Origin of the sequence: Deinococcus arboris (assembly GCF_009755355.1) — a bacterium.
Taxonomy (GTDB): Bacteria; Deinococcota; Deinococci; order Deinococcales; family Deinococcaceae; genus Deinococcus; species Deinococcus betulae.
In genome coordinates, this window is record NZ_WQLB01000008.1 from 47,419 (window position 1) to 67,160 (window position 19,742).

Below are 19,742 nucleotides of genomic sequence, written 5' to 3' on the forward strand. Positions count from 1 at the left end.
TCAGCCTGGACAGCTACGGGGATGTGTTTCAAAAGCGGCGGGCGCAGGCTGCGTTGAGCCTGAGCACCATAACCTCAAGGTTGAACCGGAACAGTGGCCCACCGGGCTCCCATAAAAAGCGGGCCGCTGCCAGCGTTGCTACCCGGCGAAAAGTGGCGAAATCAGAAAAGGAAAAATGCCCTCTGAGAGGGCATCTGCTGGTAGAACCGAGGGGATTTGAACCCCTGACCCCTACCGTGTCAAGGTAGTGCTCTACCCCTGAGCTACGGTTCTGTCCTGATGGGGGGTATTTGGAGGCGCTGACCGGACTCGAACCGGTGGTGGAGGTTTTGCAGACCTCTGCCTTACCACTTGGCTACAGCGCCACTGGGGCTTCAGCTGTCCCTTGCGGGCGGCTGGCAGGTCTTTCCTCTTCCAGCGGAAGGAATGTTAGCACGGCCCCGGCAGACTGTAAACCGGGCCGCACAGAGATCAGGCGGCGCAGACACCGGCACAGTACCCTGACACCCATGCGACAACGCTGGAGCTGGGTATGGGGGCTGGGGCTGGCGGCGGGTCTGGTGGCCTGTCAGCGGCAAGGAGCACCGGCCAATGCACTGATCACGGGACAGACGCTGAACATTGCCCATCAGGGGGGCGAAGGGCTCTGGCCCAGCAACACCATGCTGGCCTACCGGAACGCCGCGGCGCTGGGTGTGGACATGCTGGAAATGGATATGCACGCCACGCGCGACGGGGGGCTGGTGCTGTCGCACGACGGCACACTGGACCGCCTGACGAACACCCAGGGCCGTATCGCCGACCTGACATTAGCCGAGGTCCTGACGGCCGACGCCGGCTACACCCTGTCGCTGGACGGAGGCACGACCTATCCTTTCCGGGCGCAGGGCGTGCAGGTGGCGCAGTTGTCTGAGGTGCTCGCCACCTTTCCAAACACGCCACTGATTATCGAGATCAAGCAGGCGCAGCCCAGCGTGGCCGCGCCCTTCTGCAAGACCCTGCGGGAAGCGGGCGCGGCCAGCCGGGTGGTCGTGGCCAGTTTCAGCGACGCGGCCCTGAATGAGTTTCGCGCCGCCTGCCCCGAAGTCCTGACGAGCATGACCGAACGCGAACTGCGGCCCCTGGTGCTGCTGAGCAAGGTGGGGCTGGCGGGCCTGGCCCCGGCCGCCGGGCGCGTGGCCCAGGTGCCGGTGCGCTCTGGGGGGATTGAAGTGGTGACCCCGGCCTTCGTACGCGCCATGCACGCGCGTGGCGTGGCCGTGCAGGTCTGGACCATCAACGACCCGGCCGAGATGCGGCGGCTAGTGGCACTGGGCGTGGACGGCATCATCACTGACCGGCCTGACCTGCTGAAAGAGGTGCTGGCCGAGGCCCGCTAAGAGGTCAGCTGTCTGAATCATCGGCCAACTGGGCCAGGCGAGACTGCTGGAAGGCCTATTCGCGCGGCCCCGTATCCCCCACTGGTCGCAGTGAACGACGGTTGCCTCCAGAGCTCTTGGCATTCAGACCAGCCGTCGGCCAGACCGCCCGACCTCTACACTGTGCGGGTGAATCTTCCTCTTGCCCGGCTTCTGACCTTTGCCGCCCTGACCCTGGGCAGCGCCGCCCAGGCGCAACTGTTCTCCACGCCGCAGCAGACGACTGGGCAGGCGATTCTTAGGGGCTTTACGCCAGATGGCCCTGCGACCCTGCGCCGGGGCGCCACCACCCTGACGCTGGACCTGGCCGGCGGCGCTGTGGTGGGACTGCTGACCGAAACCGACAATGTGCCTGACCTGGCGCGCGGCATTGCCGCAGGCTGGGGCATGAAAGAGGCCGACCTTGCGGGACTGACCAACAATCTGGCAGCCCCACAATTTCTGGAGAGTGCGCGCGAGGGCTACCAGGATTTCAGCGACGACAACGCCACGGACTTCCTGGTCATCAAGGTCACTGGCGAGGGCGCTCAGACGCGCTACCGCGCCTATCAGGCGGTGCAGGTGTGGCCGGCCAGCGCCTTCCCGGCCACCAAGAATGTCAGCGGCGCGGCCACAGCGCCCAACACCCTGAGTATCTTCAGCGACTTTCAATGCCCCTACTGCAAACAGCTGTGGGACACGGCCCTCCAGACCTGGGAACGGCAGCCTACTCTGTACCGCACGGCGCACTATCAGTTCCCGCTGGACTTTCACAAAAACGCTTACGGCGCGGCCGAGGCCAGCGAATGTGCGGGCGCGCAGGGCAAGTTCTGGCCCTACGCCGACACCCTGTTTGCTCAGTTCAGCACCTGGACTCGCCTGGACACAGCCGACGCACCGGGCAAATTCAGCGCCTACGCGGGGACAGCGGACCTGAACACAGCCGCCTTCAAAACCTGCCTGGGCCAGCACACGTTCAAGGCCAGCGTCGAAGCGCAGATCAAAGCGGGGGTGGCCCTGGGGGTGAGGGGCACGCCGACCGTCTTTCTGAACGGCGTTAAGTTGCTGGATTACAGCGACGCGGCTGAACTGGCGCTGGTGCGCGCCATCACAACCGCGACGCCTTCGGCCCAGAGCGTGATCGACGCGCGCCTGAAGACCCTGCGCTAAAAACGGAAGCGAAAAGGGGCCGCCAGCACAGCCCGGCGGCCCCTTTTCTTTTTGCTTTATGCCCGCAGCTTGTACCGCTCCAGCAGTTCAGCCTTCAGGTCGTCGAAAGGCAAGCCCTTGCGCTCCTTGTGGCCGTCGGGCCAGCGCTCGCGGGTGCTGACTTGCCGGGCCTCGGCTTCCTTGTCACCCACGATCAGCATGACCGGAATCTTGCTCAGCTCGGCCTGGCGGACCTTGGCCTGCATGCGGTTGGAGCTGTCATCCACTTCGGCGCGCAGGCCGGCGGCGTGCAGTTCACCGCGCAGCTGCTCGGCATAGTCGTTGTGACGGTCGGCAATCGGAATAATCATCACCTGCCGGGGCGCCAGCCACAGCGGAAAGTCCCCGGCATAGTGCTCAATCAGGATGCCCACGAAGCGTTCCAGGCTTCCGAAGGGGGCGCGGTGGATCACGATAGGGCGGTGGTCCTGGCCGTCCTCACCCACGTAGGTCAGGTCAAACCGCTCGGGAAGGTTGGGATCCACCTGAATGGTGCCCAGCTGCCACTCGCGGCCCAGCACATCCTTGACCACGAAGTCCAGTTTGGGACCGTAGAAGGCGGCGTCACCGGGCTCGATGGAGTACGGCAGGCCCACCTCCTCCACCGCTTCAATAATCTGGCCCTCGGCCATCTCCCAGTAGCTGTCCTCGCCCACATACTTGGCGCTCTCGGGGTCGCGGGTGCCCACGCGGAAGCGCACGTCTTCCATGCCGAAGGTCCGTAGCACCAGCACCGTCAGGTCCAGCACATTCAGGAACTCGCTCTTTAGCTGATCGGGGCGGCAGAAGATATGGGCGTCGTCCTGCGTAAAGCCGCGCACCCGCGTCAGGCCGTTCAGTTCGCCGGACTGCTCGTAGCGGTACACCGTGCCGAATTCGGCCAGGCGCACCGGCAGGTCGCGGTAGGAACGCGGTTTGCTGGCGTAAATCCGCATATGATGCGGGCAGTTCATGGGCTTGAGCATGTACTCTTCGTCGTCCACCGTGATGGGCGAGAAGTTGGAGTCGCTGTAGTTCTGGTAGTGCCCACTCGTCTTGTACAGGTCCAGATTGCCGATGTTCGGCGTAATCACGCCCTGGTAGCCGCGCTGGAACTGCTGCGCTTTCAGGAAGGCGGCCAGTTCCTCGCGCAGCACCGTGCCGTTGGGCAGCCACAGCGGCAAGCCCCGGCCCACCAGCGGGTCAATCGTAAACAGTTCCAGTTCCTTGCCCAGCTTGCGGTGGTCGCGCCGCTTGGCTTCTTCCAGGGCATGCAGGTGGTCGTCCAGTTCCTTTTGCGTGGCGAAAGCCACCCCGTAGACGCGCTGCAAAATGGGGTTGTTCTCGTTGCCGCGCCAGTAGGCGCCGCTGGTGCTCATCAGCTTGAAGCTGCCCGGCAGGCGGCCCGTATTGGGGAAATGCGGCCCCCGGCAAAGGTCCACGTAGTCGCCCTGCTGATAAAAGGTGATGGGCTCGTCGTCGGGCAGCCCGGCAATCAGCTCCTGCTTGTACGGGTCGTGGGGAAACTGCGCCAGCCCCTCGGCCTTGCTGATCTCACGGCGGGAAAAGGGCAGATTCCGGCCAATGATCTCGCGCATCAGGCGCTCGATTTCCGGCAGGTCCTCCTCTCGCAGAGGCTCGGGCAGGTCAAAATCCTGGTACCAGCCGTTCTCGATGCTGGGCCCAACCCCACGCTTGATGGCGTCCGGGGCGTAGCCCTTGGCCTGATAGAACTCGCCGACCGCCTGGCTCATGACGTGGCCCAGCGAGTGGCGGAACAGCGGCGCGGCGTCACCCGGATTCTTTTTCGTAATCAGCGTGATCTGGGCGCCGTCAGGCAGCGGCGTGTGCAGGTCCACCAGTTCGCCGTTGGCGGTGGCGGCCAGGGCGTCACTGGCCAGGCGCGGGCCAATCGCGTTTGCGGCGTCCAGGGCGGTCGCCCCAGCTTGCAAATCCAGCTGTTTTCCATCGGGAAGAATTACGTGCATGTCAAACCTCGTTAAGCAAAAAAGGAGCCCGGTCTGGCCGCGTGTCCAGCAGAGAGCGCCTGAAAACCGCGTCAGGGTTCTCAGGCGCTCAGAGTTCGCGTGACCAGACCGGGCCGAGCAGGCATTCGCTGCCGCCACGCGCCGCGCATCACCAGACCGGAGTGATGGGGCGAGGGCTTCATAGAGGCAGGATAGCGGGGTGAGGGGGGTGGGGGCAACCGGGCGCGCCTTCTCAGCGTATGCCTGGGTATGCCCCCCACCGCTGCCCTGCCTGTGAACACCGAACAGACACCGCGCTGGTGGCCTTGGGCCCGCGCCCTGTTTCTGCTGCCGCTACTTTTGCTGCCTCTACTGGTGGTCCCGGTCCTCCTCTTCGCTCCTCAGGCCCTCAGGCTGCCGGTGTACACGGTGCAGGGCGGGCAGATCACCGCCCGCTCCCTGGCCTCGCGTACCAGCATTCCGGCGGGGACGCCTGTCCAGCGCCGGCCGGTGACGCTGCGCGGCAAGCTGATCGGCTCGGACCTGCCGGGGTACACGGTAGGCACCTTTTGGGTGGACCAGAGCCGCGCAGCGGTCTACAGCGACGGCTCGCAGGGCAAAGGCGCCCTGGTCTTCGCCACCCAGCCCCCAACCGTCCTGACCCCCGCCGACCCGGACGCCCTGCTGCGGGTCTGGCGCAGCGGCGGGTCGGGGGACTTTCGCCCAGCCCGGCCCGCACAGCTGAGCTGGCCCGAGCTCCTGGTGCTGCTCCCGCTCGTGCCCCTGCTGGCTTTTTTCCTGTCCAAACCCCGCGTGCGCTACGCCCAGGACGGCGACGCCCTGGTGGTGCGCACCTGGGCCAGCAGCACCCGCTTTCCCCGTACTGGGACGACAGCCACGCTGACGGCGGCACCGCTGGGCCTGCGCCTCTTTGGCACGGCCATTCCGGGGTACTACAGCGGCACTTTCAGTTCAGCTGGCGCGTCGGGCGGCCACGTGCAGGCTGCCGCTGGGTCCAGCCGCCCGGCCCAGGCCCTGCTGCTGACCCACAGAGGCCGCACCTTCTACCTCACACCCCAAGACCCCGCCGCCCTGGCCGCCTGGTTTGAGGGGCCTGCGTAGTTACCACGGCAGCCCCCGCAGCTCCACCGTCTCCTCTAGTGGCCAGTCATCCAGCGCCCGGCACACCGGCAAAATCAGAGTGGGCCCAGCGTTCGTCACCCACTGCCCCTCGTCAGGGTCAAGAAAATGCGCGGGGTTCGTCACCCGCACAAAACTGCCGCTCTCGTAAAACGGCGCCACCTCTTCCCGGCACTGCAAGAAGGCGTAGTCCACGTCTGACCGTGCCTTCAGCGTCTGCCCCAAGGCACGCAGCAGCTGGCGCCCGACTCCCTGCCCCTGCCAGGCCGGGTGGGTGGCGACCCCGCCCACCCCTGCTATACAGACGGCTTGCCCGCCCAGGTTCACCGTGCGCCGCCCGAAGCCCAGTTGCGCCACCGGCTGCCCTCCCGGCCCGGCCAGCCACAGATGCCATTCCGGCTCGCTGCCCCAGAACGATGTGCCCGCCCAGAAATCGGCCCACTGGGGATAGGCCGCTTGGAGCAGGGCGCGCAGGTGGCCTTCCAGCAGTGGCGTGACCTCGGCGCGCGGCGTGAGCTGCACCTCCAGACTCACTGGCCGCGCTCCGGGTGGGGCCGGCGGGTGTTCGCTGCTCTAAAGTTCAGCTCGAAGAAATGATATCCCTCTTGCACCTCTGCACCGGGTACGTAGCCCATCCCCACATAGGCAGGGCTGGCTTCGTGCAGATTGGCATACCAGTACAGATAACGCAGGCCACTCTCACATGCCCAGGTTTCCACGGCTTTCATCAGTGCGCGGCCCACTCCCTGACGCCGCGCCTGGGGCAACGTATAGAGGTCGTGCAGTTTAGCCGTGCGGTGCGAGTTTCCCGAGCGGAGGTCTGCTCCGGCGTCCTGAGCAGCGGCGTAGCCCAGCAGGGTGCCGTCTTCAAACGCTCCCAGGACTACCCAGGCTGGAGTTGCACAGAAGGCCGGAAAGCGTGCCGCTAGCGCCGCTTCATCTTCGACGAAGCCCATGTCCAGCAGCATGGGGCGTAGCTGAGCAAAGTCGGTTGGGTCCAGAGGCCGCACGGTGACAGGCATAGGGCCAAGTCTGCGGCGTGGCGGTGCAGGGCAGCCTCGGCCAATTGGCGCATGGGGATGGAGAGGCCGTGCCTATGCCCTTTGCTGTCCTGACCTGCCCAGATGGCCCGGCAGCGCGCCGAGGCTTGAACGTGGATTTTCAGCATGCCGGACGAGCGTGTCGCTCCGTCCTGGCCACTCAAACCACCCTGCCCCGTTACGTTCCCAATGCTGTGGCCACTCTGCTCGCCTAACTGCTGGGCATGGAGTATTAAAGAAAAAACCCGGTCAGGTTTGACCGGGCTTCTCTGCTGGACGCTCTTACCAGTTGTTGGCGGGGGCGGCCGCGTTCTGGCCCAGCCCTTTGGGGTTCGGACCCCATTTGTTGGCGCCGGCTTCGCTGTCCGTGACCAGAAACACCAGCAGAATCAGGCCGCCAATGAAGGGAATCAGGTTCAGCAGAATCAGCCAGCCACTTTTGCCCGTGTCGTGCAAGCGGCGCACCGTCACCGCCAGGCTCGGCACCAGGACGGCCAGCGAGTAGATGAACAGCAGCAGGGCAAAAATCAGGGTGATGCCGGTGAACCCCAGGTTGGGGGTGGCTTCCACCCCAGCATTGGTCTGCGCCTGCATCTGGGCCACCATAGCCAGCGCTGCACCCTGCACTGGAATTTGCAGCAGAATCAGGATGATGCCGTTAATCAGCGTGAACATCCAGTATTCACGGCGGCGGGCACGGCCCGTAAAGTTGGCGTAGTTGTTACGAATGACATTCAGATACTCGTTCATGTGGTTTCCCCCTGTGCGCGTTACGTGAGGACAGTCTAAGCTGCGAATGGGACAGATGTAACTGAATGTGCAGTCAGCAGCTGGCGCAGGAGCAATCCAAAGCACGCTGTACAAATGCCACAGCTTCGGCACAACGCCCAAAGGTGCGGCCTGGAGGCTATTCAGACCACTACTTACAGGAGAAATTTACGTCAGAAACCATTGGAGCCTCTACCGATGGGCCACCAGGCACCCGCTAGAGGATTAACTCAGCCACACACCAAAAAAGTGCGCGAAGGGCTTTTACTCCCTCCGCGCACCAAGCACTACCTTCCTGCTGTTACAGTCCAGCCTGCGCCAGGAAGGCGTCCAGTTTCTGAGGCCGGAAGCCGCTGAGGCTAGCCGCCACGTCGCCGTGAACCAGCGTGGGCACGCTGCGCTTGCCGCCGTTAACGCTCATGACATACTGCGCGGCACTCTCGTCCTGCTCAATGTTGATTTCCTCGAAAGCCAAGCCCTTGCTGCTCAGGGCGCGCTTGGCGGCGTGACAGTCGGGGCACCAGCTGGTTGTGTACATCTTGATCATGGGGAACCTCCTGGACAGATGACATTCTGCCGGTACACCTAGTTTATAAAATAAAGCATGAAGATGCCTTCAGCTGTCCGCGTCATGGGAACAGCCCACCCCACGGCGGGGGTGAGCTGTAACGGAACGCCGCTTCAGGCGCTGGCAGCAGGCGCGGGGGCCGCTTCTGCTTCGGGAGCGGCGCCGGCTTCTTCAGACGCTGGGCGCTCTTTTCTGGGCGCAGGCGCCGCCTTGGGGGTCATGATCATGTTCATGTCCATGCCCATCATGCTGGGGTTGCTTTCCGGGGCGCCGATATCGGCCAGGGTCTCGGCCACGCGCACCAGAATGCGCTCGCCCAGTTCGGGGTGGGTGCGTTCACGGCCACGGAACATGATGGTGACCTTGACCTTGTGGCCTTCTTCCAGAAAGCGGCGCACGTGCCCGGTCTTGGTGTTGAAGTCGTGGTCATCAATCTTCACGCGGAATTTGATGGCCTTGACTTCCTGCGCGCGGGCACGCTTGCGGTTTTCTTTCTCGTTCTGCTGCTGCTCGTAGCGGAACCGGCCATAGTCGAGCAGGCGGCAGACAGGGGGCACGGCCTGGGGGCTGACCATTACGAGGTCCATACCCGCCTCGCGGGCCATCTGCATGGCGTCGCGCGTGTCAATAATGCCCACCTGCTCGCCTTCCGCGCCAATCAGTCGAATCTGGCGCACGCGAATCTGCTCGTTGACCTTGTGTTCTTTCGCTATGTTCATCACCTCCGCCGCGCTCCGGGGCACGCTGGCTCACCGGGCGGCTGCGCCCATACGAAAAGAAAGGCAGGGCGCGAGACCCCCCAGTCTACCACGGCGAGGCTGACCCGCCGCCGGCTTCTGCCATGCTGACCGGCATGACCGCGCCCAGCTGGCCTGCCGCCGCCACTTTTGGCCCCCTGACGGCCCGCAACCCCGACCTGGAAGTGCTGCTGACCGACGGCCTGGGCGGCTTTGCCCTGAGCAGCCTGGCCGGGGTGCCCACCCGCTGTTACTCGGGGCTAGTAGTCAGCGCGCTGCCGCCGGTGCAGCGGCACACGCACTTTGTCTCGCCGCGAGAAGTGCTGCGCGTGGCCACGCGCAGCGGCGTGCGCGAGGTCGCCCTGCACGCCCTGGAACTGGCGCCAGGGGTCTTTGAGGGCCAGGGGCTAGAAACCCTGAGCGGCGCGAGCCTCTTTGACCTGCTGCCCGAACGTGAGCAGGTGGTGGCGGGCGTGCGGGTGCGGCGCCGCAGCTTTTCGCCGCGCGGGTCCGGGGCCGTGGTGTTTCTGTACGACATCATCAGCCGCGACCCGGTGAACCTGAGCCTGGGCGGCTACTTCGTGGACCGCGACATGCACGCCGTTCACCGCCGCGCACCGGACCTGACCTTTACCCAGACCGGGCGTGTGGTCAGTGTGCAGGGTGAGCGCCTGACCCGCGTGACCGTTCGTGCGCCGGGCGCCGTCATTGATGCCCTGACGCCCCAGCCCACGCCGCAGCGGGTCTACTACCGCCACGACGCGGCGCGCGGCGAGCCCGACCATGAATTTACCCTGGGCGCCGCCCTGTGGGAGCTGAATTTTCCAGCCGGCGGCGGGCGCGCGGCGCTGGTGGTGCAGGGCCTGTCCCCCGCCGCCAGCGCCGCCGAGGTCACCGACCCCTGGGCCGCCTACACCCAGGAGGCCGCCCGGCGCCGCGAACTGGCTGAACGCGCCATGCTCGTGACGGGCGTGCGCGACGACCTGGTGGCCACCCTGGCCGTGGCTGCCGACGCCTACCTGGTGCGCCGCGCCCAGCCCCAGGGCGGCAGCGTCATTGCCGGCTATCCCTGGTTTGCCGACTGGGGCCGCGACGCCATGATTGCCCTCACTGGCCTGACCCTGCTGACCGGCCGCCACGCCGAGGCACGCGAGTTACTGGCCACCTTTCTTCACTCAGCGCGCCGGGGCCTGATTCCCAACAACTTCCGGGACGACGGCGCCGGGGCCGGCTACAACACGGTGGACGGCGCCCTGTGGCTGGCGGTGGCCCTGGAGCGGTATGTGGGTGCCACGGGTGACTTGGCCTTTGCCAGAGAGGCATTGCCCCACCTGCGCGACCTGCTGGGCTGGCATGTGCGCGGCACCGACCACGGCGTCCGCATGGACGAGCGAGACAGCCTGCTGCTGGCCGGAGAAGCTGGCGTGCAGCTCACCTGGATGGACGTGAAGATCGAGGACTGGGTGGTCACTCCCCGGCACGGCAAGCCCATTGAAATTCAGGGGCTGTGGCTGGCCGCGCTGGGGGCCGAAGGGCGTCTCTCGGCGGCGCTGGGTGAGGCCCCGCAGTTCGCCGGCCCACTGGCCCGCGCCCAGGCCACCTTCCCGGCCTTTTGGCAGAGCGGCGCCTACGCCGACGCGCTGGACGCCCAGGGTCAACCCGACCGCAGCCTGCGCCCCAATGTGCCGCTGGCACTCGCCCTGCCCGACACCCCCACCACCCCGGCGCAGGTGGCGGCCACAGTCGCGGTCACCGAGGCCGAGCTGCTGACCCCCGTGGGCCTGCACACCCTCTCGCCGCTGGACGCGCGCTACCGGGGCAATTACGGCGGGCCGCAGGTGCTGCGCGACGCGGCCTATCACCAGGGCACGGTCTGGCCGTGGCCGCTGACGGCGTTTGTGGAGTTGCTGCTCTCGCAGGGCGAGGTGCGCCGGGCGCGCGCGGCCCTCACTGGCCTGATGGGGCATGTCTGGGAAGCGGGGCTGGGCCACGTCTCGGAAGTATTTAGCGGCGACGAGTTGCGGCCCGGCGGCTGCCCCTTTCAGGCCTGGAGCGTGGCCGAGCTGCTGCGGGCACACGTGCTGGTCTCGCAAGCCGAGGCGCAGGTGGCCGCAGCCGGCCAGCCCAGTTGACACCCAGGCCCGGCCACAGACGTTTTGACTTGACGTTCCCAGGACACAAAATCTAGGATTCGGGCTATGCACGCCCCCCGCCCCTTCCTGACCTGCGCCGGGGTCAGGCTGTGAGCGACCTGACGCTGCCCCCCCAGGCCACGCAGGTGGGGCTGGCGGTGGACGTGGCGGCCTTTGCCATGCACGCCGGCGAACTGCGGGTGCTGCTGGTGCAGCGGGGTGCTTTGCCCCACGCGCGCGACTGGGCGCTGCCCGGCGGCTTTGTCCACCCCGGCGAGGAGTTGCACGAGGCCGCGCTGCGCGAACTGAGAACCGAGACCACCGTGGAACTGGAACCCCGCCACCTCGAACAGTTTTTTACCTTCGGTGAGGTCAACCGCGATCCGCGCGGGCGCATCGTCAGCGTGGCGCATCTGGCGGTGCTGCCGCACGGCACCGTGGAGGTCAGCGGCGGCGGCCACACCCTGGGCGCGGCGTGGCAGAGTGCCCACCAGCCACCGCCCCTGGCCTTTGACCACCGGGCAATTCTGGACCGGGCGCTGGGCCGCCTGCAGTTGCGACTGGAATACGCCAATCTGGCGCTGGAATTTCTGCCCGATACCTTTACACTGCCGGAACTTCAGGGCGTATACGAGGCCATCTTGAACCGCAAGCTGGACAAGCGAAATTTCCGCAAGCGGCTGCTGTCACAGGGCACCCTGACCCCCAGCGGCGAGCGGCGCAGCGGTGTGGGCAGGCCTGCGCAGCTCTACCGCCGCGCCAAGGGCACACGGACGCCTGCGCTGTAATGAAGCCCAGATAGCTCCGCTAGATCGCGGTTGCCTCCGGTGCCGACAGCGTCTGTCACACCTACAAAGCGGAGCTGTCTCAACCTGTACGGCTACTCTGTAAATCCATGCCAGTAGAACCATGGGCAACAACGGCTGAATCAGGCTTATTGCTCTGATGCCAGGGCACGCTGAGGCCCGTCCGGAGCCGCACTCCCGCCGCTGCAAATGCCCGCTCAGAGACCAAGGTGGTCTGCCGCCGCGGCATTGCTCTCTCATACGGATTCCGTTTGTTTCGTTGACAAATCGGGAAAACGCCGATTTGCCAACTCCACGTCCGGAACCCGTTTTTCTCCTTCTCGCTCTGCTGCGCAGCTTTGCAAGTCCGCTCGGATTTCATCGTTTTTGCAAACGATTTAATCGGAGTCCGTATCAGTCCACGGCGCCGCGCACCAGCAGGAGACTCAGGGTATGGGGCGCGGCGCCGGGCGTTTCCCACTCGGCCGCTTCCTTCAGCAAGGCCAGCATCCGCCGCTTGAGGCGCCGCGCCTGCTCGGCGCCCAGCCTGAGGGTGGCGATGGTCAGCATCAGCGGCTCATCGCCAGCAAAGAGGGCGTGAGCCGGGCCAGTCTCGTCGCCCAGTTCCAGGTTGCTGTCGGTGTCGCCCTGAGACAGCCACAGGCCCCACACGGGAGCGTAGCTCTGGGTCTGCCGGGCGGCCAAGGTGGCCAGCTGAGCCATGCGCGGCGCGAGTTGCCCCAGCCACAGGTCGTCCAGGGTGGCGGCCGCCGTCACGCCGTAAGGAATGAACCAGCGCGGGGCCACGCGGTACCGCTTGATGGGCCGCCCCGCGCGGGCGTCTACCCGCTCAATGCCCGCCACCCCGGCCCGCTGCAACTGGCCCAGCAGGTACGAGGCGCGGGCCAGGGGCACCCCCAGTTCACGGGCCACCTCGGCCGCGCTGCGGGCCCCTTGCATCAGCAGTTGCAGCAGAGGCCGCAGGTCCGGGCGGATCAGCAGGGCGGCCTGCGCGGCTGTGGCGACATGGTGAGGGGGCACCCGCCGACTGTAGCCGCTTTCTACCTGAAGATCGGGGTATTTTTTCCGGTAGTGCTGTCCAGACACTGAGGCCATGTCACCTTCTCTCTGGACGCGCAGTTTTGGTCTCTGGCTACTGGGCACGGCGCAGTCACAGTTTGGCAGCGCCCTGGCGGGCATCGCGCTGGGCTTTTTGGTGCTGCACCAGACTGGCTCGGCGGGCCTGATGGCCGTGACCCTGGCCTGTACCCTGCTGCCCAACCTCCTGATGCCACTGGCCGGCACGCTGGTAGACCGGTGGCCGCTGAAAGTGTCTCTTCTGGCTGCCAACCTGCTGCGCGGCGCACTGCAACTGGGGATGGGCGGCGCGGCGCTGGTGCTGGGCGAGGTGCCGCTGTGGCTGGTAAACACGGCGGCGCTGCTCACCGGCCTGGCGGGCCTGTTGGCCGAACCGGCCAGCAGCGCGGCGGTGCCGGCCCTGGTGGCTCCGGCGCAACTGGCCCGCGCCAATGGCCTGCTGGGCAGTGTGGGCCGGGGCGCCTGGCTGCTGGGCACGCTGACTGGGGGCTGGCTGGTCACGGCGTGGTCGCCGCCTGTGGCCATTCTGGCTGACGGTGCCAGTTTTCTGGTGATGGCCGCGCTGCTGGCCTGGGTGACGCTGCCTGGCCGGCCCACGCCAGCCGGTCCCCGCCCCAGCCTCTGGGCCGACCTGGGCGCTGGGCTGCGGGTTATGGGGCAGTCCCGGCTGCTGGTGCTGGCGCCGGTCATCGCGCTGCTGCTCAATGCCAGCCTGGCCCCCGTGACGGCCATCCTGCCCAAACTGTTTGGCACCCTGGGGGCGTCGGCCACCGGCTACAGCCTGTTTCTGGCCCTGGAAAGCGCGGGGCTGCTGGCCGCTGGCCTCCTGGTGGTTCAGCTGAGTGAGCGCGCCGCCCCCAGCCGCCTGATCAGCGCCGGCCTGCTGCTGACGGCCGTGACCTACGCCGCCCTGTGGCTGTGGCCCGTGACCGGGGTGCTGCTGCCGGGCGCCGCCGCGCTGGGCTTTGGCTTTGGGCTGAGCAACATCGCCTTTCAGACGCTGCTTCAGGGCCAGGTGCCGCAGGCGTATCTGGGGCGCGTGTTTGGCGTGCTGGGCATGGTGTCCCGCCTGGGCATGCCCCTGAGTCTGCTGCTGGTGTCGCCCCTGCTGGACCGCCTGCCCCTGGGGCTGTGGTTTGGCCTCGCCGCGCTGGCCCAGGGCCTGGGCTGGCTGCTCTGGCGCTGGGGCCGTCAGGCCGACCGCCCAGCCGCAGACTGGATCAGTAAGGAGATTATTTTGTAGAGATGCGGCAGCCCATCACCACCTTCATGAGAACGGCAGAAGAGGTGCAGGACATCCAGCTCAGTTGGGCGAGACCAGATATCCGGTTTTTCTCCTCAGGTGCGTGTCACATCCTGGCGTTCGTTTTTCTAGCGACCTATCCTCAGGCGGGTTTTCAGCCCTGGTTTATCCGACCAGCCCCTGGATTTCGCGGCAGTCATCTCTATGTATCAAATGGTGAAAGAGCTTTCGACGCGCAGGGTTACGTTCTTGCCGACAATCTCGTGCAGCAACATTACGCAGCGTTGACCGCTACTCAGCCTGGCTGGCAAGCCGACGTGTTTGAACTTGGCCTCTCACTCGCCGAGTTCTGCGCACTCAACAATCACTGTGCGCCCGAAGATTTTCCTGGCGACGTTTGGCATCGGGCACAGCGATACGTGACGCAGTTTCCTGCGCCGTGAGGCAAAGAGTAGTTCTGGTTGTGCCCTTGTTCGGCACCTTCTCCCCGGCCCTGGCCCGGTAGACTGCGGGGGCTATGGACATGAAGAAACTGATGAAGCAGATGCAGCAGGCGCAGGTGGCCGCCGCCAAGATTCAGGAGGACCTGGCCGCCAAGAGCGTCGAAGGCACCGCCAGCGGTCTGGTCACGGTCACCATGAACGGCCACGGCAAGGTCACGGCCCTGAAGATCAAGCCTGAAGCAGTGGACGCAGACGACGTGGAAGCGCTGGAAGACCTGCTGCTCGTCGCCCTGCAGGACGCCAGCGCCAAGGCCGACGCCCTGCAACAAGACGCCACACGCGGCCTGGGCATCCCCGGCTTCTGATGCGCGGCCCCGCACCTGTCACCCGGCCGCGTGCCTGGGTGAGGCCTTCTGCGCTCATGAGGGGTCGCCGGTGAAATACCCGCCCTCTCTGGTGGCCCTGATCCGCGAGCTGTCGCGCCTGCCGGGCATCGGCCCCAAAAGCGCCCAGCGGCTGGCCTTTTACCTGTTCGAGCAGCCGCGCGAGGACATTGACCGCCTGTCGCGCGCCCTGCTGGACGCCAAGCGCGACCTGCACACCTGCCCTATCTGCTTTAACATCACCGACGCCGAGAAGTGCGACGTGTGCAGCGACCCCAGCCGCGACCAGGCCGTGATCTGCGTCGTGGAAGAACCTGGCGACGTGATTGCCATTGAGCGGAGCGGCGAATACCGAGGGCTGTATCACGTGCTGCACGGCGTCCTGAGCCCCATGAACGGCGTCGGCCCTGACCGCCTGCACATCAAGCCGCTGCTGCCGCGCGTACAGGAGGGCCTGGAGATCATTCTGGCAACCGGCACGACCGTGGAGGGCGACGCCACCGCGCTGTATCTGCAGCGCCTACTGGAGCCACTGGGCGCGGTGGTCAGTCGCATCGCCTACGGCCTGCCGGTGGGCGGCGCGCTGGAATACGCCGATGAGGTCACGTTGGGCCGCGCCCTGGCGGGCCGAACGCGGGTCACCAAGCCGAACTGAGCGCTGAACTCAATGGCCGCCTCCAGATTGAAGAGGCGGCCTTTTTCATGACAGCGACTCGCCGAATGCAGCGTGACGCCTGGCAATTTTCTGGTTATGGGCGTTCCCAGCGGTCTTGCCCTCATTCCGAGAAACATTGGTGTCCTCCCATGACCATACACCTGTCGCCGCTGGTCTTGTTTCACTGCTGTTTAAGCTCCCTTGGAGACTGAGGCAGTCGGCCGCCGAAGCCCCACCACTCCTCCACCAAACGGAAGCCGTAGTTATTTCCCGTAACTTCCCTGCAGCCGTCGGAGCCCCTCGCGCCAGCCAATGCGGTGGGGGGGCAGTTCGTGTAGGGGCACCACCTCCAGCCCGCGCTCACGCAGGCCAGCCAGCAACTCGTCCAGCAGCGCCGGGGTCACGGCAGGGCCGTCGTGCAGCAGAACCACGCTGCCGCCCCCGGCGCGGGCCAGGGTCTGCCGGGCCAGGGTGGAGGCCTCTGCTCCGGTCCAGTCGCGGCCTTCGGTGTCCCACAGGGCTACCCGGCGCCCCGCCAGCCAGGCCAGCAGGCGGGTCAGGGGGCTGTGGCCGCCGTAGGGGGGGCGGTAGAGCAGCGGGCCGGGTTGCCGGGGCCGGGGGTGCCAGCGCACCTGCGCCCACTCCTGCCAGGGGGGCAGCAGCAGCGCGTGGCGGTGCCAGCGGCCGTGGGCTTCCAGGCGGTGTCCGGCGGCCTCCAGGACTGCCAGGTACTGAGGAAAGGCCGCACAGGCCGGCGCCGTCACGAAAAAGGTGGCGCGCACCCCATGCCGGGCCAGCACCGCCAGCAGCTGCGGCGTCCTCTCGCTGGGGCCGTCGTCAAAGGTCAAGGCGACGCGCCGCCGGGCAGAGTCGCCGCCCCCTAGGGCGCCCAGACCAGCGGCGCGGCCCACGACTTCGGCCAGCAGGGCCGCGGCGCCCCATGCGGCCAGCAGGCCAACCAGCCGCCTAAGTGGACGCGGCATGAAAGGCCCGGCGAAACACCACGTAACCGCTCGCCGTCAGGGCCGCCAGCACTGCCCCAACCATAAAGGGACCAGGCACGCCCGCCTGTTTCAATGCCAGGGCGCCCACCAGTGGGCCCAGGGTCAGGCCGGCGTTCTCGGCCGTCATCAAGATGCCCCAGGCGGCGGGGCGCTGCGCGGGCGGCAGCACCTGCGAGACCAGCGCGGCCCAGCCTGGCGTCAGGAAGGCGTAGCCCAGGCCCGCCACCAGCGCCAGGCCGTACAGCAGCCAGGGCGCCGGGGTCAGGGCAAAGCCCACGAAGCCGGCACTCACCAGGGCGTAGCCCAGCATGACCCCGGTGCGGGCGCGGCCCCGGTCGGCAAAGCGGCCGGTCAGCGGCATCAGGCCGTAGGCCACGCCGCCGCCCACGACCAGCAGGCCCACCAGCCCCCAGTAAGACAGGCCCATCTGCGGCGCGATACGGAACAGCCACGGCCCCAGCAGGGTCAGGGTCAGGGTCTGCATGAAGGCGGCCGGCAGCAGCGGCAGAAGGCCCGCCACAAACGAGCGGGGGCGGGCAGCGCTGGCCGCCTCGGCCCCGGCGGGCGTGGCCAGGGCCAGGCGGCGGGGCACCGCCAGGGTCAGCACCAGCGACAGCAGCAGCAGCCCCTGCGCCAGCCCCAGGGCAAAGCTGTCGCCGCGCGCAGCCAGCGCCCCAAACACGAAAAAGCCCAGGCCCGACAGCCCCATCACGCTGGTGGTCACCAGGGTCAGGGCGCGGCCCTGGTAGCCCTCGCGGGCGGCTTCGGTCACCAGGCTCAGGGTGCCGGGCCACAGCGCGGCAAAGCCCAGGCCGTGCAGTACCGCCGCCGCAATCAGCACCCACACGCTGATGGGCAGCAGCAGCAGCGCCAGGGCCCCGGCGCTCAGGAGGGCGCCGCCCACCATGGCGGGGCGCAGCCCCAGGCGCAGCACCAGCGCGCCGGCTGGGCCACGCATCAGGGTGTCGGCCACGAAATGCGCGGTCCAGGCTCCCGCCGCCGCAGTCACAGGCAGGCCAAACTGGGTGTCCACGACCTGCGTCAGGTAGGCGCCGTAAAACCCGCTTCGCACAAATTCGGCGCACGCCAGGGCCAGGGCCGCCGCGCCCACGGGCGGCAGCATGTCGGCGCGCAGGGGCAGGCGGTCCCGCAGGGGCCGGCGGGTCACGGGCGGCCTCCTGCGGCAGAAGAAACCTGAAGTCCTGCTAGCCTGTGCCCGTGCCCGCGTTTACTGTCGTGATTCCAGCCCGCAACGAGGCGAGGTATCTGCCCCACACCCTGCGGGCCCTGGAACGGCAAACGCGCGCCCCTGAGGCCGTGATTGTGGTGGACAACGGCAGCCGCGACGACACCGTCCTGATTGCCCAGGCCTGGGGCGCCCAGGTGCTGCGCTGCGAGCCGCGTGGGGTGGCGCTGGCCCGGCAGATGGGGCTGGACGCCGCCCAGACCGACTGGGTGGCCACCACTGACGCCGACTCTCTGCCGGTGCCGGGGTGGCTGGACTGCCTGCATGAGGCTGCGCCGGGCCGGGTGGCCCTGTACGGCCCCATGCGCTTTTCGGGGGTGCCGCCGCACTGGGCGCGGCTGTCGGGCGTCAGTTACAGCGGCTTTCTGCATCTGGCGCGCGTGGTGGGCCGCCCCAACCTGGCCGCCGCCAACATGGCCTTCTCGCGTGAGGCCGCGCTGCTGGCGGGCGGGTATCCAGCCGTTGAGGCCTACGAGGACGTGATTCTGGGGCAAGCGCTGGCGCGGCTGGGCCGCGTGGCCTACGTGCGCGGCGCGCTGGTCGAAACGAGTGCCCGGCGCCTGGACCGGGGCCTGGGGCCGTTTCTGTGGCAGCACCTGAAAAACATTACCGGTCATACACGAGGCTACTTCGGGGATGACCGGTAGTGCCTTCCGGGAAGGCAACCTCGCGCGGCATGCCCAGCACCTGGCTGTAGACATCCAGCACCTGTGAGGCCACACCCGCCGGGGTGGTGGAGGCCCCAAACGCGCGCGCGCCGGCCGAGAGCCGCGCCCACAGCCCAGGGTCAGCCAGAATCTGCCGGCTGTGGTGGGTCAGGGCGTTCACGTCCGCCGGGCGCACCAGATAGCCGCTGCGCTCATGGGCCACGCCGCTGAGCGTGCCGCGCGCCCCCACCGCCACCACGGGCACACCCATCAGCTGGGCTTCCTGCAAGACGAGGCCCTGGGTTTCGGTGTCGCTGGCAAACACGAACAGTTCGGCCAGGCGGTAGTAGGCGCCCACCTCGGTCCAGGGGCGCACGCCCAGGAAGGTCACCCGGTCGGCCACCCCCAGGCGCGCCGCGTGCGCTTCCAGGTGGTCACGCTCCGGGCCCTCGCCCAGCACGACCAGGTGGGCGTCAGGCAGGCCCGGCAGGGTGTCCAGCACATGGTCAAAGCGCTTTTCGCGCGCCAGGCGGCCCACGCTGAGCAGGCGCCGCTTGCCCTCGGGCCAGGGGTTCTGAATGGGCGGCGCGGCGCGCAGCACGCGCGGGTCAATGCTGGTGGGAATGACCACCGGGCGGCGCACCCGCATGGCGCGCAGCACGTCCAGCATGCCGGCGGTGGGGGTAATCACGGCGTCGGCGCGCCCGTACAGCAGGCTCATGGCCTTGGTGACCACGCCTGTATGGCGCTGCAAGGCGGTCACGCCGGGCACGTAATGCGTGTAGGCCTCAATGTGCGTGTGGTAGGTCGCCACATGCGGCACGTTCCACTTGCGGGCCAGCCGCGCGCCGGCCATGCCCAGCGTCAGCGGGGTGTGGGTGTGCACCACGTCGTACTTGTGCGTGAAGTCCTTACGGGTGGGCCACGCCAGGCGGTAGGTGGGCAGGAACATGTAGCGCACGCTGTCCACGCGCACCACGTCCGGGCGGGTGTCCACATGCTCCGGAAAGTCCGGGGCCACCACCTCCACGTGGTGCCCCTGGGCGCGCAGTTCGTCGCTCAGGAGGCCCACGCTGGTCACGATGCCGTTCTGGTCAGGCAGAAAGGTATCGGTGAACAGACCAATCCGCAGCGGTTTCATGCGCGCTGGCCCAGGGCACTGCTTCCGAGAAAGTTTAAGGGTTCCTGAAGCATCACTGCCCAGGAGCATACGACGTTCGGGATGAGAGGTACATCAGACTTAAGGTGTCTGCCCCCACCGAAGGCAGAGGGTCACCTGTGGCGCTGGTGAGAGCTGCGCC

Annotated in this window: 20 protein-coding genes and 2 tRNA genes; 10 read left to right on the forward strand and 12 right to left on the reverse strand. The window is 67.2% G+C overall.

Features of this window, described 5'->3' with window-relative positions; translation table 11 throughout:
- Positions 1–198: 198 nt before the first annotated feature.
- A tRNA-Val gene (locus GO986_RS07775) sits at positions 199–273 on the reverse strand.
- 18 nt (positions 274–291) lie between these two features.
- A tRNA-Cys gene (locus GO986_RS07780) sits at positions 292–365 on the reverse strand.
- A gap of 144 nt (positions 366–509) precedes the next feature.
- On the opposite strand from GO986_RS07780, the gene GO986_RS07785 reads away from it, so the two are divergent.
- Both GO986_RS07785 and GO986_RS07790 read left to right on the forward strand, forming a co-directional pair.
- Positions 510–1,379, forward strand: coding sequence for a glycerophosphodiester phosphodiesterase family protein (locus GO986_RS07785; RefSeq protein WP_157458725.1), 870 nt, complete (start codon positions 510–512; stop codon positions 1,377–1,379).
- Between the two features lie 168 nt (positions 1,380–1,547).
- Positions 1,548–2,567 (forward strand): DsbA family protein, encoded by a 1,020-nt coding sequence (locus tag GO986_RS07790; RefSeq protein ID WP_369409238.1) that lies wholly within the window; start codon positions 1,548–1,550, stop codon positions 2,565–2,567.
- Between the two features lie 56 nt (positions 2,568–2,623).
- Here GO986_RS07790 and thrS read toward each other — a convergent pair whose 3' ends face one another.
- Positions 2,624–4,573: a threonine--tRNA ligase gene (thrS, locus tag GO986_RS07795; protein WP_157458726.1), complete on the reverse strand. Its 1,950-nt coding sequence runs from the start codon at positions 4,571–4,573 to the stop codon at positions 2,624–2,626.
- A 249-nt stretch (positions 4,574–4,822) separates the two neighbouring features.
- Between thrS and GO986_RS07800 the strand changes: the two genes are divergently transcribed.
- Complete coding sequence (locus tag GO986_RS07800) at positions 4,823–5,674, forward strand: PH domain-containing protein (protein ID WP_198170517.1); 852 nt, start codon at positions 4,823–4,825, stop codon at positions 5,672–5,674.
- On the opposite strand, the gene GO986_RS07805 is transcribed toward GO986_RS07800, so the two are convergent.
- The 5 genes from GO986_RS07805 to infC all read right to left on the reverse strand — a co-directional run bounded on the left by GO986_RS07805 (position 5,675) and on the right by infC (position 8,790).
- Complete coding sequence (locus GO986_RS07805; protein WP_157458727.1) at positions 5,675–6,226, reverse strand: GNAT family N-acetyltransferase; 552 nt, start codon at positions 6,224–6,226, stop codon at positions 5,675–5,677.
- The gene (locus tag GO986_RS07810) at positions 6,223–6,714 is read right to left on the reverse strand and encodes a GNAT family N-acetyltransferase (protein WP_198170519.1); all 492 of its coding nucleotides are present in this window, start codon (positions 6,712–6,714) and stop codon (positions 6,223–6,225) included. Before GO986_RS07810 ends, GO986_RS07805 begins: the two co-directional genes overlap by 4 nt.
- Before the next feature lie 300 nt (positions 6,715–7,014).
- A complete protein-coding gene (locus tag GO986_RS07815) occupies positions 7,015–7,482 on the reverse strand; it encodes a DUF805 domain-containing protein (protein WP_157458728.1) in 468 nt (155 codons plus the stop codon).
- A 319-nt stretch (positions 7,483–7,801) separates the two neighbouring features.
- Complete coding sequence (locus tag GO986_RS07820; protein ID WP_157458729.1) at positions 7,802–8,047, reverse strand: glutaredoxin domain-containing protein; 246 nt, start codon at positions 8,045–8,047, stop codon at positions 7,802–7,804.
- Between the two features lie 134 nt (positions 8,048–8,181).
- Complete coding sequence (gene infC, locus GO986_RS07825; RefSeq protein ID WP_224574653.1) at positions 8,182–8,790, reverse strand: translation initiation factor IF-3; 609 nt, start codon at positions 8,788–8,790, stop codon at positions 8,182–8,184.
- Positions 8,791–8,921: 131 nt separating this feature from the next.
- Between infC and GO986_RS07830 the strand changes: the two genes are divergently transcribed.
- Both GO986_RS07830 and GO986_RS07835 read left to right on the forward strand, forming a co-directional pair.
- Positions 8,922–10,937, forward strand: a complete 2,016-nt coding sequence (locus tag GO986_RS07830; protein WP_157458731.1) for an amylo-alpha-1,6-glucosidase — start codon at positions 8,922–8,924, stop codon at positions 10,935–10,937.
- A gap of 110 nt (positions 10,938–11,047) precedes the next feature.
- Positions 11,048–11,725 carry an NUDIX hydrolase gene (locus tag GO986_RS07835; RefSeq protein ID WP_224574595.1) on the forward strand — a complete coding sequence of 226 codons (678 nt, stop codon included), beginning with the start codon at positions 11,048–11,050 and terminating at the stop codon, positions 11,723–11,725.
- Positions 11,726–12,136: 411 nt separating this feature from the next.
- On the opposite strand, the gene GO986_RS07840 is transcribed toward GO986_RS07835, so the two are convergent.
- Positions 12,137–12,838, reverse strand: coding sequence for a winged helix-turn-helix domain-containing protein (locus GO986_RS07840; RefSeq protein WP_232337550.1), 702 nt, complete (start codon positions 12,836–12,838; stop codon positions 12,137–12,139).
- On the opposite strand from GO986_RS07840, the gene GO986_RS07845 reads away from it, so the two are divergent.
- From GO986_RS07845 to recR, 4 genes are all read left to right on the forward strand, one after another.
- The gene (locus GO986_RS07845; protein ID WP_157458733.1) at positions 12,837–14,063 is read left to right on the forward strand and encodes an MFS transporter; all 1,227 of its coding nucleotides are present in this window, start codon (positions 12,837–12,839) and stop codon (positions 14,061–14,063) included. The two genes, GO986_RS07840 and GO986_RS07845, sit on opposite strands and share 2 nt — an antisense overlap.
- A 2-nt stretch (positions 14,064–14,065) precedes the next feature.
- Positions 14,066–14,506, forward strand: coding sequence for a hypothetical protein (locus GO986_RS07850; RefSeq protein WP_157458734.1), 441 nt, complete (start codon positions 14,066–14,068; stop codon positions 14,504–14,506).
- A 74-nt stretch (positions 14,507–14,580) separates the two neighbouring features.
- Positions 14,581–14,871 carry a YbaB/EbfC family nucleoid-associated protein gene (locus tag GO986_RS07855; protein WP_157458735.1) on the forward strand — a complete coding sequence of 97 codons (291 nt, stop codon included), beginning with the start codon at positions 14,581–14,583 and terminating at the stop codon, positions 14,869–14,871.
- Between the two features lie 70 nt (positions 14,872–14,941).
- Positions 14,942–15,544, forward strand: coding sequence for a recombination mediator RecR (gene recR, locus GO986_RS07860; RefSeq protein ID WP_369409239.1), 603 nt, complete (start codon positions 14,942–14,944; stop codon positions 15,542–15,544).
- A gap of 263 nt (positions 15,545–15,807) precedes the next feature.
- Here the strand turns inward: recR and GO986_RS07865 are convergent, their stop codons facing one another.
- Both GO986_RS07865 and GO986_RS07870 read right to left on the reverse strand, forming a co-directional pair.
- On the reverse strand, positions 15,808–16,527 hold the full coding sequence (locus GO986_RS07865; protein WP_157458737.1) for a polysaccharide deacetylase family protein: 720 nt from the start codon (positions 16,525–16,527) through the stop codon (positions 15,808–15,810).
- Positions 16,511–17,716, reverse strand: a complete 1,206-nt coding sequence (locus GO986_RS07870) for an MFS transporter (RefSeq protein WP_224574583.1) — start codon at positions 17,714–17,716, stop codon at positions 16,511–16,513. The genes GO986_RS07865 and GO986_RS07870 overlap by 17 nt, the downstream gene beginning before the upstream one ends.
- A gap of 50 nt (positions 17,717–17,766) precedes the next feature.
- Here GO986_RS07870 and GO986_RS07875 point away from each other — a divergent pair, with 50 nt between their 5' ends.
- Entirely contained in the window at positions 17,767–18,441 is a 675-nt protein-coding gene (locus GO986_RS07875; protein ID WP_369409240.1) for a glycosyltransferase family 2 protein, read from the forward strand.
- Here GO986_RS07875 and GO986_RS07880 read toward each other — a convergent pair.
- Positions 18,401–19,582 (reverse strand): glycosyltransferase family 4 protein, encoded by a 1,182-nt coding sequence (locus GO986_RS07880; protein ID WP_157458738.1) that lies wholly within the window; start codon positions 19,580–19,582, stop codon positions 18,401–18,403. The genes GO986_RS07875 and GO986_RS07880 overlap by 41 nt on opposite strands.
- Between the last annotated feature and the right edge of the window lie 160 nt (positions 19,583–19,742).

Coding starts and splice junctions, on each gene's coding strand:
- GO986_RS07785 (WP_157458725.1), top strand. CDS start 510: ATGCGACAACGCTGGAGCTGGGTATGGGGGCTGGGGCTGGCGGCGGGT.
- thrS (WP_157458726.1), bottom strand. CDS start 4,573: ATGCACGTAATTCTTCCCGATGGAAAACAGCTGGATTTGCAAGCTGGG.
- GO986_RS07800 (WP_198170517.1), top strand. CDS start 4,823: ATGCCCCCCACCGCTGCCCTGCCTGTGAACACCGAACAGACACCGCGC.
- GO986_RS07810 (WP_198170519.1), bottom strand. CDS start 6,714: ATGCCTGTCACCGTGCGGCCTCTGGACCCAACCGACTTTGCTCAGCTA.
- GO986_RS07815 (WP_157458728.1), bottom strand. CDS start 7,482: ATGAACGAGTATCTGAATGTCATTCGTAACAACTACGCCAACTTTACG.
- GO986_RS07820 (WP_157458729.1), bottom strand. CDS start 8,047: ATGATCAAGATGTACACAACCAGCTGGTGCCCCGACTGTCACGCCGCC.
- GO986_RS07830 (WP_157458731.1), top strand. CDS start 8,922: ATGACCGCGCCCAGCTGGCCTGCCGCCGCCACTTTTGGCCCCCTGACG.
- GO986_RS07845 (WP_157458733.1), top strand. CDS start 12,837: ATGTCACCTTCTCTCTGGACGCGCAGTTTTGGTCTCTGGCTACTGGGC.
- GO986_RS07840 (WP_232337550.1), bottom strand. CDS start 12,838: ATGGCCTCAGTGTCTGGACAGCACTACCGGAAAAAATACCCCGATCTT.
- GO986_RS07850 (WP_157458734.1), top strand. CDS start 14,066: ATGCGGCAGCCCATCACCACCTTCATGAGAACGGCAGAAGAGGTGCAG.
- GO986_RS07855 (WP_157458735.1), top strand. CDS start 14,581: ATGGACATGAAGAAACTGATGAAGCAGATGCAGCAGGCGCAGGTGGCC.
- GO986_RS07865 (WP_157458737.1), bottom strand. CDS start 16,527: ATGCCGCGTCCACTTAGGCGGCTGGTTGGCCTGCTGGCCGCATGGGGC.
- GO986_RS07880 (WP_157458738.1), bottom strand. CDS start 19,582: ATGAAACCGCTGCGGATTGGTCTGTTCACCGATACCTTTCTGCCTGAC.